General features: G+C 59.6%; 10 protein-coding genes. 5 read left to right on the forward strand and 5 right to left on the reverse strand.

Going from position 1 to position 13,536, the window contains the following annotated elements; genetic code table 11:
• Positions 1-98 precede the first annotated feature (98 nt).
• Complete coding sequence (locus DXC52_RS03605; RefSeq protein WP_117746171.1) at positions 99-1,433, forward strand: uracil-xanthine permease family protein; 1,335 nt, start codon at positions 99-101, stop codon at positions 1,431-1,433.
• A 61-nt stretch (positions 1,434-1,494) separates the two neighbouring features.
• Here DXC52_RS03605 and DXC52_RS03610 read toward each other — a convergent pair whose 3' ends face one another.
• From DXC52_RS03610 to DXC52_RS03620, 3 genes are all read right to left on the reverse strand, one after another.
• Positions 1,495-2,160, reverse strand: coding sequence for an alpha/beta hydrolase (locus DXC52_RS03610; RefSeq protein WP_117746172.1), 666 nt, complete (start codon positions 2,158-2,160; stop codon positions 1,495-1,497).
• Positions 2,161-2,375: 215 nt separating this feature from the next.
• A complete protein-coding gene (locus tag DXC52_RS03615; protein WP_117746173.1) occupies positions 2,376-4,160 on the reverse strand; it encodes a hypothetical protein in 1,785 nt (594 codons plus the stop codon).
• A gap of 207 nt (positions 4,161-4,367) precedes the next feature.
• Complete coding sequence (locus DXC52_RS03620) at positions 4,368-5,681, reverse strand: NCS2 family permease (RefSeq protein ID WP_099431372.1); 1,314 nt, start codon at positions 5,679-5,681, stop codon at positions 4,368-4,370.
• Between the two features lie 193 nt (positions 5,682-5,874).
• On the opposite strand from DXC52_RS03620, the gene DXC52_RS03625 reads away from it, so the two are divergent.
• Both DXC52_RS03625 and bsh read left to right on the forward strand, forming a co-directional pair.
• Positions 5,875-6,294 carry a peptide deformylase gene (locus tag DXC52_RS03625; protein WP_117746174.1) on the forward strand — a complete coding sequence of 140 codons (420 nt, stop codon included), beginning with the start codon at positions 5,875-5,877 and terminating at the stop codon, positions 6,292-6,294.
• Positions 6,295-6,428: 134 nt separating this feature from the next.
• A complete protein-coding gene (bsh, locus tag DXC52_RS03630) occupies positions 6,429-7,394 on the forward strand; it encodes a choloylglycine hydrolase (protein ID WP_117746175.1) in 966 nt (321 codons plus the stop codon).
• Between the two features lie 79 nt (positions 7,395-7,473).
• Here bsh and DXC52_RS03635 read toward each other — a convergent pair whose 3' ends face one another.
• Positions 7,474-9,723: a KUP/HAK/KT family potassium transporter gene (locus tag DXC52_RS03635; RefSeq protein WP_117746176.1), complete on the reverse strand. Its 2,250-nt coding sequence runs from the start codon at positions 9,721-9,723 to the stop codon at positions 7,474-7,476.
• 139 nt (positions 9,724-9,862) lie between these two features.
• Positions 9,863-10,774 (reverse strand): DMT family transporter, encoded by a 912-nt coding sequence (locus tag DXC52_RS03640; protein ID WP_117746177.1) that lies wholly within the window; start codon positions 10,772-10,774, stop codon positions 9,863-9,865.
• A gap of 118 nt (positions 10,775-10,892) precedes the next feature.
• Here DXC52_RS03640 and DXC52_RS03645 point away from each other — a divergent pair, with 118 nt between their 5' ends.
• Together DXC52_RS03645 and DXC52_RS03650 are read left to right on the forward strand one after the other, a co-directional pair.
• The gene (locus DXC52_RS03645; RefSeq protein WP_233504783.1) at positions 10,893-11,750 is read left to right on the forward strand and encodes a LysR family transcriptional regulator; all 858 of its coding nucleotides are present in this window, start codon (positions 10,893-10,895) and stop codon (positions 11,748-11,750) included.
• 201 nt (positions 11,751-11,951) lie between these two features.
• The gene (locus DXC52_RS03650; protein ID WP_117746182.1) at positions 11,952-13,433 is read left to right on the forward strand and encodes an aminotransferase class I/II-fold pyridoxal phosphate-dependent enzyme; all 1,482 of its coding nucleotides are present in this window, start codon (positions 11,952-11,954) and stop codon (positions 13,431-13,433) included.
• The last annotated feature ends 103 nt before the right edge of the window (positions 13,434-13,536 follow it).

Below are 13,536 nucleotides of genomic sequence, written 5' to 3' on the forward strand. Positions count from 1 at the left end.
TGTGCGAGACATAGCATATCGCGTACAATGGTTCGGATCGTATCGTTTGGGCAGGTTATCCGATATGCCCGATCGCCCTTCCATTCGAAAGGACATCCATGTCCCAGTCCTCGACGCCCGCCGTCAGCGATGCCATCTACGACGCATCGTCGCTCGGCCGCCCGCGCATGTATTTGCTCGGTCTGCAGCACCTGTTTGCCATGTTTGGTGCCACCGTGCTGGTGCCCGTGCTCACCGGCCTTTCGGTCTCGGCAACGCTTTTGTTTGCCGGCTTGGGCACTCTGCTGTTCCACTTCCTGTCGCGCGGTAAGGTCCCCGCATTCTTGGGCTCATCGTTTGCCTTTATTGCCGGTTATGCCGCAATCGCGCCCAACGGCGAGGCCGAGCTTTTGCCCTACGCCTGCCTGGGCGTAGCTTGTGCCGGCCTGCTCTATCCGGTGCTTGCGGCACTCTTCCGCGCGTTTGGCGCCAAGCGCGTCATGCGCTTCTTCCCACCGGTGGTGACTGGCCCCATCGTCATTTCCGTCGGCTTGATTCTGGCGAGCTCCGCCATTGCCAGCTGCCAGACCAACTGGTTTGTTGCCGTTGTTGCCGTGGCTGTGATCGTCATCTGCAATATTTGGGGCCGCGGCATGGTCAAGATTGTGCCGATCTTGCTGGGCGTTGTGGTGAGCTATGCCGTTGCGGCTGCGCTGGGCGAGGTCGACTTTTCTGGCGTCGCAGCCGCTCCCTGGGTTGGTTTGCCCATCGTGTGGGATGACACCGTGTTTGCGCTCTTTGGGCCGCAGTTCGATAGCGGCCTTGCCACGACGGCCATCATCACCATCATGCCGCTGGCCTTTGCAACCATGATCGAGCATATCGGTGATATCTCCGCTATTGGCTCCACCTGCGAGCGCAACTACATTGCCGATCCCGGCCTGCATCGCACGCTGCTCGGCGATGGTCTCGCCACGATTCCGGCTTCGCTCTTTGGCGCTCCGGCCAACACCACGTATGGCGAGAACACCGGCGTGCTCGCCCTGACGCGTGTGTTCGACCCGCGCGTGATTCGCATTGCCGCGTGCTGTGCCATCGTGCTTTCGTTCTGCCCCAAGTTCGCTGCCGTGATCGCCGCCATGCCGGCATGCGTTATCGGCGGCGTTTCGCTCGTGCTTTACGGCATGATCAGCGCCGTGGGCGTTCGCAACCTCATCGAGAACCAGGTCGATTTCCAAAACAACCGCAACGTGCTGGTGACCGCTCTGGTGCTCGTGCTTTCGCTCGGCATCGCGTACAGCACCGCCGGCGCCATCGTGCTGGAGCTGGGCGGCGTGACGATTTTGCTTTCCGGTCTTGCCGTGGGCTCGCTGGTGGGCATCGTACTCAATGCCATCCTACCGGGTAACGACTTTGAGTTTGATGTCTCCGAGCTTGAGGAAGCTGTTGAGTAGTAGCTGCGTTCAGCTAAAACAAGATATGGTGCCCATGCGTATATGCGCGTGGGCACCATTTTTAATGCGTCAGTATCCAGTGGATGCCGCGGGCCATGCGCAAGTCGGTTTGGGCAAAGTGATTGCCGGGGTTGAGCTCCAGCGTTGTTGGAATGCCGCGCCCGACGAGCAACGCTTCCATCGTGCGTGTGTCGTCGAGTACATGCCGCATCATGCGGTTGGGCGTCTTGGCCTCCTTTTTGCCGAGTGACAGGTAGACGGCGTCGGGCGTAACTGCCATCGCGTGCTCGTGCGCATAGTCGATAAAGCCAGGAAACCACAGGGACCCCGATGCGCTCGCGGCGCGGTCAAAGGCGTCGGTTTGCCAGAGGGACCAGAGCGCGAAGAGGCCCGCGAGCGAGTAGCCGGCAATGCAGCGCCAGGTGGGCGGCAGTGGGAGCGATAATTCGACCTTTGGGATTATCCGGTTCAGCAGTTCATCGAGAAATCCGGACGCCTGCCCACCAAAGGGTTCGGCATCGCGCACGGTCCCGTCGCATGCCCAGGGGCTCAGCTCGCGATTCCAATCGAGCCCGCCAATGGCGACGAGGGTGAATGGCGGGCAGTCGAGCTCAAGACAACGGTTGTAGACCTCGCTGCCGTCGCCCATGACCACGGGGAGGTAGATGACAGGTGCGCTTTCCGCATGATTCGAATAGACGGTTATCTGCTTTTGGTGCGCTTCCATGGCCCGCTTCTCTCAGCGTTGTGATATCGACGGTCTCAATTGTCGCACGCTGGCACATACAGGTTGGGCTGCATTAAGAACAATCGCATACGCACCGCGTGAGCACAAACAGGAAGACGCTACCGCCGGAGGGGAGCTCGACGGTGGCGTTGCTAAACGGTGTGCAGGCTAGCACTTCTGTGGGTGCCGTCCCGTGCGTTAAAGGCCAAAGGCGTCTATGAGCGCTTGCGGCTCACCACGGCGCCTGCGGCGATGGCGGCTGTTCCCGCAAGGGCGGCTGCCACGATGGCTGCGCTCGAGGCGTCGCCGGTTGCCACAAGCTTGCCGGTGGTCTTGGCTCCCGTGGCTGCAACTGCAACAGTCTTGATCGTCTTTGTACCCTCGGACTTGGAACCCTTGGGCTTGGTCTCGCCGGGCTTCTCCTCGGGCTTGGTCTCCTCGGACGGTGCGATGACCGTGCTCTTGGCAACAGCTTCGTTATAGGGGGAGTCGACTACGGCATCGCCCGTGCCGATGGTTTGGCCTGCCTCGTACATGATGCCTTCACTGAGCTCTTCTTTGTTGCGATAGTCAATGACCTTGCCGCCTTCAGGCGTCAGGATGCTGGCGCCTTCGATTTCGATGGTGCCGATCGCCTTGCCGTCCGCACTCATGGCAAGGGCGAAGATCGCTGCCGTGTCTCCCTCGGCCGTGACCTTGCTGCGGACGATGGAGATGGTCGCGGGCATAATACCCTCGCTGGTCTGAGCAAAGATGCCGATGTTCACGCCCCTGTGCTCAGGGGTGATCTCGCCATCCTGGTCTGTACTGTAGCAATCGGGGCCATCGCCACCGGTCTCGACATAGCGGGCTATAGCCTTAACAACGGAGTCGCTGATGTAGATGTGACCGCCAGCGACGTTTGGCTGGTGGTTTCTGGTAGAGATTGCAACCGAGAATTTGCCTTCCGCGAACGCGTCCACGATGGAACCATTCTTGATGACGATGTCGTCCCCGTCAGTGATGAGGGCGATGGCCTGGCCGCCGCTCGCGCTTGTGCGGACCGTCACGGTCGCGTGATCGAGCGTAACGCCCTTGTAGGCATAGACACCATATTCAACACCGCTTGCGTCAAGGGAGGCGTTCGTGACCGCGAGACTGCCCTCAGCGTCGACGGCAAGATCTCCCTGGGAGCTTGCCTCGACCTGGCTGCCGCCCGAGATGTCGATGTTGCCGTCAGCCCAAATCGCCGCTTCTTCTATCGAGCTTGCTTCTACCTTGCCACCGCCTTTGATGATGATGTCACTGCCCGCGGCGACGCCGTAACCTTCGCCTCCTTTAGCGATCACTGTGCCAGAGGAATCGATGGTGGTCTTGCCCTTGGATTGGATACCTTCGGTACCGCCCGTTGCATTCACGGTGCCCGAGCCCGTGATAGAGAGGTCGCCCTTTGCCTCAATTCCGTCGGAAGTAGTGCTTGTGGTGTTCACGGTGCCTGGGCCAGAAATGGAGAGGTCGCCTGTGGATTTAATTGCATCGGCCTCGGCTGTCACATTGAGCTCATCCGTGCTATTCGAGCTCGTTATGTTCAACTCCGCTTTTTGGTTAGTGCCATCCTGCGCTTTGATGGCGGCTCCGGTGTAATCGGGCTCGGTTTTCACGGTGTTCTTGCCCTCGTACGCAATGTTGAGCTTGCCCGCGGCCTTGATCTCGCCGCCGTTATAGCCGTTGAGCTTCATGTCGTCGGCGCCGTCCCAGGCCCAGGTGCCCGCCTCGTCGCCTACCGCGGCGCCAGCTTCATACCAGGTGTCGCCGACGTTGACCCGCTCGGCCGCGAGCGAGACGCTCGGCATGAGCAGCGAGCTCACCGTGAGCGCGCAAACGGCGCCTACAACGATGCGGCGTGTCACGCGGCGCCAGCTGCCGTGTGCGAGCAGCGTGCGGCGGCGCACGTCGGGCTCGACAAAATGGGCTCCAGAGGTTTTGTCATTGCGCTTGGGGGTCGTGAACAAGGCGGCCATGGTTACTCCCATCCTCATAGGGCCTATGCGATTAAGCCCAGCATATCTGCAGGATGTAGCCGGCGGTAGTGCCGTTTTGAGGGCAAAATGTCCAAAACTTGGGAAGCAATATATCGCGCGTCCGTGCGTTGCCTGGCTTTAAAAGAAAAGCGCGGAGCCGCTCGATGCGACTCCGCGCTTTGGTGTTCTGCTTTGGCAGCTTTGCCGCTACGCTACAAAGAAGTAGACGAGGAAGGCGAGGGCTGCGATCCACATGAGCGGCTTGATCTTGGAGGCCTCGCCCTTAAAGAGTGCGACGATCACGTAGGCGATAAAGCCCAGACCGATGCCGGCAGAGATGGAGTAGGTGAAGGGCACGCCGGCGACAATCATGAACGCCGGGAAACCCTGCGACACGTCGGACCAGTCGATCTCGGAGGCCTCGCTCATCATGAGGTAGCCGACGTAGACCAGGGCACCGCAGGTGGCGGCGCTGGAAACGATGGTGACGATGGGGGAGAAGAACGCGGCGAGAATGAACAGCACGCCGGTGGTGACGGAGGTGAGGCCCGTGCGGCCACCGTCGGCAGCGCCGGAAGTGGACTCGACGAAGGTGGTGATGGAGGAGACGCCCATAAAGCCGCCGGCAGCAGCGGCCACGGAGTCGACGACCAGGATGGGACGGATGTCCTCGACATTGCCGTCCTCGGTCAAGAACTCGCCCTGCTTGGCGACGGCCATCGCGGTGCCCATGGTGTCGAAGAAGTCGCTCATGAGCAGCGAGAAGGCAACGACGAGCAGCATCGGGTCGGTCAGAACCTTCACGATGGCCATGTTGCCATCAGCGGTGCTGGCAAACGGGGCGCCAAAGGTCGAGAAGTCGAGCGGTGCGATGAGGCCCTCGGGCGCATGGGTGACGCCCAGCGGGATACCGGCGATAACGGCGACGATGATGCCGATGAGCAGCGAGCCCGGCACGTTGCGGGAAGCCAGGGCAACCGTCACGATGATGGAGATGATGCCGACGATAAAGGTGGGGGAGGCGATGTCGCCCAGGCCGACGAGCGTACCGGCGCCAGCGGTGATGATGCCGGCGTCGCACAGGCCGATCATGGCGATAAACAGGCCCAGACCCACCGAGATGGCGTGGCGCAGGACCACGGGGATGGCGTCCATGATGGCCTCGCGCAGGCCGCAAAGGACGAGCAGCAAGATGACGATACCCTCGAGGAAGATAACGCTCATGGCCACGTGCCAGTCGCCGCCGCACATGGTGGTGGCGATGCCCGCGATCATGGCGTTGATGCCCAGACCCGACGCGCAGGCGAGCGGGCGGTTTGCGAAGATGCCCATGCAGATGGTCATGATGCCGGCGCCCAGGCAGGTGGCGCAGGCGAGCGCTCCCGCATCGATGCCAGCGCCCGAGAGCACTGCGGGGTTGACGGCGATGATGTAGGCCATCGCCAGGAATGTTGTCAGTCCAGCGCGGAGTTCGGTCCCGATTGTGGACTTGCGCTCGCTGACGTGAAATAGTTCGTCCATGCATACCCTTTCCTTGTTCGGCCCCGAGTTTAGGCCGATTGACACGAACGCTCCCACTATAGTCCCTTTACGACGCTGTTGTTCCTCGCATGTTGATGTTCGGCGCTTTGCAGCAGACGGACGGTATTTTTCGCATGAAAATGTGTGGGTACCGTATACTTAAGCGGTTACAACGACCCCTATGGAGGAACGTATGATTAAAGAGCTTTGCCACGACGAGGCTATCCTGTCCCAGCGTTGCGAGGTTGCGACCGTCGAGGACGAGTCGGTTGCTCAGGACCTGATCGATACCATCAAGTCGCTCGACGATGCCGGCTGCCTTGCCGCCAACCAGATCGGCGTCACCAAGAAGGTCTGCGTCTACCTGGACGATGCCGGCGAGCCCCATGTGCTCTACAACCCCCGTCTGGTGTTTGGCCTGGGTGCCAGCAAGATGGAGGAGAGCTGCCTGACGCACGAGGAGGTCACCAAGTCCACGCGCTACATCAAGTGCAAGGTTGCTTATGACGTGATCGTCGACGGCAAGATGCGCGAGCGCAAGCAGGACTTTGTGGGCTTCGAGGCACAAATGATCCAGCATATGATCGACCACTGCTTAGGCAAACTCGTCTAGAGTGGTTCAATTGGGGACCGATTTTGCGGTCTTTGCCCCGGGCGTGACATTGTTGTCATGTCCGGGCTTTTTTGTTTAGCGCCTCTTTGATTGGTGACAATAACCTTAGCAAGAACGTAAAGCTAGGAGGCGCTATGTGCACGAGCATTCGATTTACCGATAATTCTGGCCACATGTATCTGGGCCGCAACCTCGACTGGAGCTTTGACTACGGCCAACAGGTTCGCGTGATGCCGCGCGGGTTTCACATCCCGTATTCGTTTATCGACGACGCGACGGCGACACACGCGGTGATCGGTATGTGCATCGATTACAAGAACTACCCCATGTTTTTCGATTGCGGCAACGATGCGGGCCTCGCCGTGGCGGGTCTCAATTTCCCGGGTTATGCCGAGTATGCCGAGGACCCTGTCGACGGCAAGACCAATATCGCGGCCTATGAGTTTCCCCTGTGGGTGGCAGCAACGTTCTCGACGGTCGATGAGGTCGAGGCCGCGCTGCGCGACACGGTGATTGTCGCCAAATCTGCCGGAGAGGGGCTGGGCGTGTCGCTGCTCCATTGGATTATCGGCGACAGCCAGCGTAGCATCGTGGTCGAGATGATGGCTGACGGCCTGCATGTATACGACGATCCGGTCGACACCCTTGCCAACCAGCCGACCTTCCCGTGGCACATGGAAAACCTCCGCACCTATATCACCGCCACAAGCGATTTTCCGCAGACGGCGACATGGCGTGGCGCCGAGCTCAAGCCCTATGGAGCCGGTGCCGGCATGCGCGGCATTCCGGGCGATTGCTATTCGCCGAGCCGTTTTGTAAAGGCGGCGTACCTCAATGCCAATTACCCGCAAAAGGAGAGCGAGACCGAAAACGTCGTTCGCATGTTCCGCTCGCTCGAGGGCGTGGTGATGATCGAGGGAGCGTCCAGGATGGGCGATGGCAAGTTCGAGAAGACTATCTACACCGGATGCTTTAGCGCGCGCACGGGCAATTATTACTACGCGATGTATGATGATCCGTCGATTCGCTACGTGAGCCTGATGGATGCCGAGGGCGCAAGCCCCGATAGGCTCGTGGTTCCCGAGCCGCGTCGTTCGTAGCCGTTAGCTTTACTGCAATGCAAAGCGTCCCTGCGTCTCTCGTGAGGTGCAGGGCCGCTGTCGTTGATTTATGACGTCGCTAGAAGTTGGCGTCGTTGAGCTGTTCGTTCTCGAGGCCGTCGAGCTGTTGCTGTTCGGGCATATCGGCGATGCTCTCGAGCAGCTCGGTGGGATCGACGTTCATGTCCCTACCGGCCTCGTTGCCGTTGACCAAGTCGTCCGAGAAGATGTCGACTTCCATTTCCTCGGCCTCTTCGATCTGAACCTCGAGCGGCACCTGGGTGCGCACGAGCTTAACGGCTGGGCGCATGCGGGCAAACAGCGGCACGTACTCGATGATGATGGCCGAGTTCTCGAGACCGTACCAGCGTGCCGGGCTTCCGCAGGCGCGGCGGACGGCGTACTTGATGGCCATGACGCGGTGGTCGTTGCGGTTGATGTCCGTTTCGGGGGCGAGCATCTTGCGCAGCATGCAAAAACGGAAGTCGCCCACGTTGCCGCGTGTCTCGTAGATGGAGTAGGTGTGGTGCTGCGGCGGTAGCTCGCCCGATGCCATCAGGTCTCCAACAATCTGGCGCAGGTAGGCATTAACGCGCTGGTTGACCTTAAAGCCCAGGTCCAGGCGCACGCGGAACAAAAAGTCCGTGCCAAAGGTCTCGACGGAATATTCGTGCGTATAGGGCTCGTCGGTAACGTGCACGTTGATAAACCAGTATGCCTTGGCGCGCTTGGGATGCTTGTCCAGGATGGAATAGAGCACGTCGCGGTCGAGCGTGAGCGGATCGGGGCTGTTGGTGAGGAACACCAGATTGTCGGCGAGTACGGGGTAGGTTTCGTCGTTGCGCAGGCGGTCGAGCTGATCGATGTACTTGGAGACGGGCAGCAGAATCGTCTGCGTGCGCTCGATGGCGGTGCCGCGACGCCACACGTACATAAGGCCAAACAGCAGCGCGGCCAGGAAGATCATGACATAGCCGCCGTCAAAGAACATGGTGAGGCACGAAGCGAAGAAGCACAGCTCAATGGCGCCAAAAAGCAGGGCAAAGACGCAGGCACCCAGCTTGTGCTTGAGAATGCCGGCAATATAGCTCGTCAAAAGCGTCGTGGTCATGAGCATGGTCACGGTGATGGCGAGGCCATAGGCGCTCTCCATGCGCTCGGAGTTCTGGAACAGCAGCACGATGAAGATGCAGCCGACCCACATGATGTTGTTGACGAGCGGAATATAGAGCTGGCCCTTGGTGTCGCTGGGGTAGTGGATGCGCAGGTGCGGCATGAGGTTGAGGCGCGTTGCCTCGGATACCAGCGAGAACGAGCCGGTGATGAGCGCCTGCGAGGCGATGATGGCCGCCACGGCCGAAAGCACGATGGCAAAGGGGCGCAGGGGCTCGGGAAGCATCATATAGAACGGGTTGACGATATCCATCGTGAGCATCTGGGGGTTGGAGTTATTGGCGAGCAGCCAAGCTCCCTGACCCAGATAGTTGAGGATAAGGGCCGCCTTAACAAACGGCCAGGATGCATAGATGTTTGCCTTGCCCACGTGCCCCATGTCCGAGTAGAGGGCCTCGGCGCCGGTCGTCGACAGAAAGACGAAGCCGAGCACCATAATGCCCGAGTGGTTGATGGGCGAGAACAGGAACATGATGCCGCGGATGGGGTTGAGCGCGCGCAAGATGGACAGGTTGCCGAGCATGTTGAACAGGCCGGCGCCTGCCAGGAACAGGAACCACAGTGTCATGAGCGGGCCGAACAGCTTGCCGATCGACGAGGTACCGGCGCGCTGCATGGCAAACAGGCCGCAGATAATGATGATGGTGATGATGATTACGTTGGTCTGGCCGTCACCCAAAAGCGCATGGCCCCACTCGATAGTGCGCAAGCCCTCGATGGCCGTGGTAACCGTGACGGCGGGGGTGAGGATGCCGTCGGCGAGCAGCGCCGCGCCGCCGATCATGGCAGGTAGGATCAGCCATGGTGTTACTTTTCGCACCAGGCTAAACAGGGCGAAGATGCCGCCTTCGTTGTGGTTATCGGCCTTCATGGCGATTACCACGTACTTGACCGTGGTCACGAGCGTCATAGTCCAGATGACGAGCGAAAGCGCGCCCAGAATCATGTCCTCGCTGACGGTGCCGATGCCGCCGTTGTTGGCGACGATTGATTTCATGGTGTACATAGGGCTCGTGCCGATGTCGCCGTATACGACGCCGAGCGTTACGAGCAGCATGCCAGCGGAGAGGGGAATGACGCCATGCCCGCCTTGACCACGCTGGTCTTGGGGGCTTGCCTCCAGTTTGTTGTGTGCCACGTGGACTCCCTTGGACATCTGGCCTCTGCAAGGAGCAGTAGACCTTTATGCCATCTTTATACATATAAGAGCAGTTTGGCACATCGGGGTGTTTTAGACAATAATCCCCAGCTGGGGATTATTTATATACGTAGGTAACATTTCAAAACAGGGGCTTTTAAGCACGTACTGTTTGGACGATGCCGGCCTTGGCGCTTGCGCGTTTGCCGGCGAGTTCGCAAAAAATCGCGCCGCCGATGATAAGCACGGCGCCCATCAGACGGATCGGTGTTATGGCTTCGCCCAAAAGGACGGCCGAGAACACGACCGCTGAAAGCGGCTCGAGGTAGCCGACGACGGCGACGGTCTGGACGGGCAGTTTGGCGACAGCACTAAAGTAGAGCAGGCAGCCGATGCCGGTGTTGACGACGCCGAGCATGACGACGGCGCGCCAATCAATACTGGCGGCGACGCCGGCGGACAGGAATGAGGGGACGCCCTGCGTGATGAGCGTGAGGACCAGCGCGGTCACAAAGGCGGCGCTCACCTGGAGCGTGGAGTTTTCGAGGCCTTCGATGTGTGGCGCACCCTTGCTGGCGATGACCATCAGCGCATAGCAAAATGCCGAGGCGATGCCGCAGGCGATACCCGCAATGGGCATATTGCCGCCTAGACCTTGCGCTGCAATGAGAAAAGCGCCGCAGGCGACGGCGATAAACCCGGCGATTTTGCCGCCGGTCAGTTTTTCGCCAAAGATGAGCGGGGAGAGGGCCATGACGATGATGGGGCCGCAGTAGTACAGCAGCGAGGAAACGCCGACGCCGATCGTCTGGTAGGCTCGGAACAGAAAAATCCAGCTGGCGCCCAGCGCGGCTCCCGAGAGGAGGAGGGCTGCGGCTTCGCGGGGGCGAGATGGCGCCTGCAACTTATGGCGTTGGGTGATGGCGAGGATGGTGACAAGCGAGAGTGCGCCCAAAAACGTGCGCAGGAGCACGATATCGGAGCTCGGGAGCGCGATGGCGGCGGCGATGATGCCGTTGGAGCCAAACAACAGCAATGCTGCTAAGTACGTAAACAGTCCGTTGTTCATACGCCGACATCCCCTCTATATCCGAGCATGTTCACTATGGGTGAACTGGCTTTAGAAGAAAAGCGAATATAATGCATGGATAGCATGAGAAAAACTCATGCAAAGGTGGAGGGGTGCCGTGGAAACGAATATTCAAAAGATGCAGGTGCTGCTTGAGACCGTGCGCGCCGGAAGTTTTACGCGCGCCGCCGAGCGGCTGAGCTATTCGCAGTCGGGCGTGAGCCGTATGGTGGCCGATCTCGAGGCCGACTGGGGCTTTAAAGTGCTCGATAGAAGCCGCGAGGGCATAGTACTTTCTGCCGATGGGCGGCAAGTTATGCCGGCGGTCGAGGCGTTGTGCGAGGAATTTGTTCGTTTGCAGCGACGGGTGGATGAGATGCGTGGGCTCATGCGCGGCAAAATCTGCATCGGTACGTTTTCGAGTGTGGCGACCCACGTGCTGCCGCCGGTGATCGCGCGCTTTCGCGCCGATCACCCGGACGTCGATTATGAGTTGCTGATGGGCGATTACTCAGAGATTGAACAATGGGTGGCTGATGGTCGTTGTGACCTGGGCTTTATCCCGCGTGAGCCACGAGAAAACGGCATGGCATCGCGGCCGTTGGTGCAAGACGAGCTGATGGCCGTGGTGCCAGCGGACTCCTCGCTTGCCACCGCGGAGGTCGTTTCCCTTGCCGATTTGGCCAACGAGCAGTTTATTCTGCTGGAACGGGGTAGCGACGACGAGATTACGCCGCTGTTTCGCCGCGCGGGGCTGACAGTGCGCTCAAAACTGTCGACCTGGGATGACTATGCGATTATGGCTATGGTCGAGGACGGCCTGGGCGTGAGCATTCTTCCGGCGCTCATCTTGCGCCGCTGCCAGTTCGATGTTGCCGTGCGCCCACTCGAGGGACATCCTCATCGGCAGATCAATGCGATATATCGCACGGCTGACGTTTCGCTTGCGGCGGCTCGTCTCCTTGAATATCTCTAAAGGCGCGTACCTGTTATCCACTTTGGGACAATCCTCGGGGTTCGGTACATTTTCTTATGAAATTGAACTTTCGAATGAGGTGCCGCGTTATACTGCTGCCTAAATTGAACTCTGGTTCAATTCGTGTTCTATAAATTGAACTTTGCCAGCAAGGAGGTTCTAGTGGCCCAAGAGACGTTTAGCGATCGCCTGCGACAGACTATGTCCGATCGCGACGTTCGCCAGTCGGACGTAATCCGCGCATCGGAGATGCTCGGCAAAAAACTCGGCAAGAGTCAGATGAGCCAATATGTGAGCGGCAAGACGATTCCGCGGCGCGATGTGGCAGAGCTGCTCGCCCGCATTTTGGAGGTCGATGTTACCTGGCTGCTTGCCGGTGACGCCGATCAAGGCGAGGCATCATCGCCCCGTAACGTTTCCAAGCCCGAACCCCATCCCTCAGCTCAAATTCCAAGGAGCACCACCATGCGTACTTTTTCTAAATCCACCAAGCTTGATAACGTCCTGTATGATGTGCGCGGTCCCGTCGTCGACGAGGCCGCCCGTATGGAGGACGAGGGCGAGCGCATTCTCAAGCTCAATATCGGCAACCCGGCGCCCTTCGGTTTCCGCACGCCCGACGAGGTCATCAAGGACATGCGCCAGCAGCTGCCCGACTGCGAAGGCTATTCCAACTCGCGCGGTCTGTTCTCTGCGCGCAAGGCGATTATGCAGTACTCGCAGATCAAGGGCCTGCCCAACGTTCAGATGGAGCACATCTACACGGGCAACGGCGTGTCCGAGCTCATTCAGCTTTCGATGAACGCGCTGCTCGACAATGGCGACGAGATTCTGATCCCCAGCCCCGACTATCCGCTTTGGACGGCGTGCGCAACCCTTGCCGGCGGCCATCCCGTGCACTATCTGTGCGATGAGCAGGCGGATTGGTATCCCGACCTGGAGGATATGGAGTCCAAGATCACGAGCGCGACCAAGGCCCTCGTCATCATCAACCCCAACAACCCCACGGGCTCGGTCTACCCGCGCGAGGTGCTCGAGGGCATCGTCGAGGTTGCGCGCAGGCACCAGCTCATGATCTTTGCCGATGAGATCTACGACCGTCTGTGCATGGACGGCTACGAGCACGTCTCGATTGCCTCGCTCGCTCCCGATCTGCCCTGCGTCACCTTTAGCGGCCTTTCCAAGTCGCACATGATTGCGGGCTATCGTATTGGCTGGATGGTGCTTTCGGGCAACCAGCGCTGTATGAGCGATTTCATCATGGGCATCAACATGCTCTCTAACATGCGCCTGTGCTCCAACGTGCCGGCCCAGTCGATCGTCCAGACGGCACTCGGCGGCCATCAGTCCGTTAACGACTACATCCGTCCCGGCGGTCGTGTCTACGAGCAGCGCAACTTTGTGTATGAGGCGCTCAACAAGATTGACGGCATCTCGGTGGTTAAGCCGCGTGCGGCGTTCTACATCTTCCCCAAGATGGATGTGAAGAAGTTCAACATCACCGATGACGAGCAGTTCGCTCTCGACCTGCTGCACGAGAAGAAGATCCTGATCACGCGCGGCGGCGGCTTTAACTGGGCCGAGCCTGATCACTTCCGCATCGTGTACCTGCCGCGCATGGAAGTGCTTAAAGAGTCGCTCGAAGACCTCGCCGACTTCTTCGATCATTACCGCCAGGCGTAGGGGATTAGGTATCTGCCGCCGCAAGAATCGAGGCGTCGCAGGATAGACATACGACAGACACTATGACCCAATCCGAGGGCACGGAAACGACAGGAGCCCCCGC

It is taken from the genome of Collinsella sp. TF05-9AC (assembly GCF_003438495.1).
GTDB lineage: Bacteria > Actinomycetota > Coriobacteriia > Coriobacteriales > Coriobacteriaceae > Collinsella.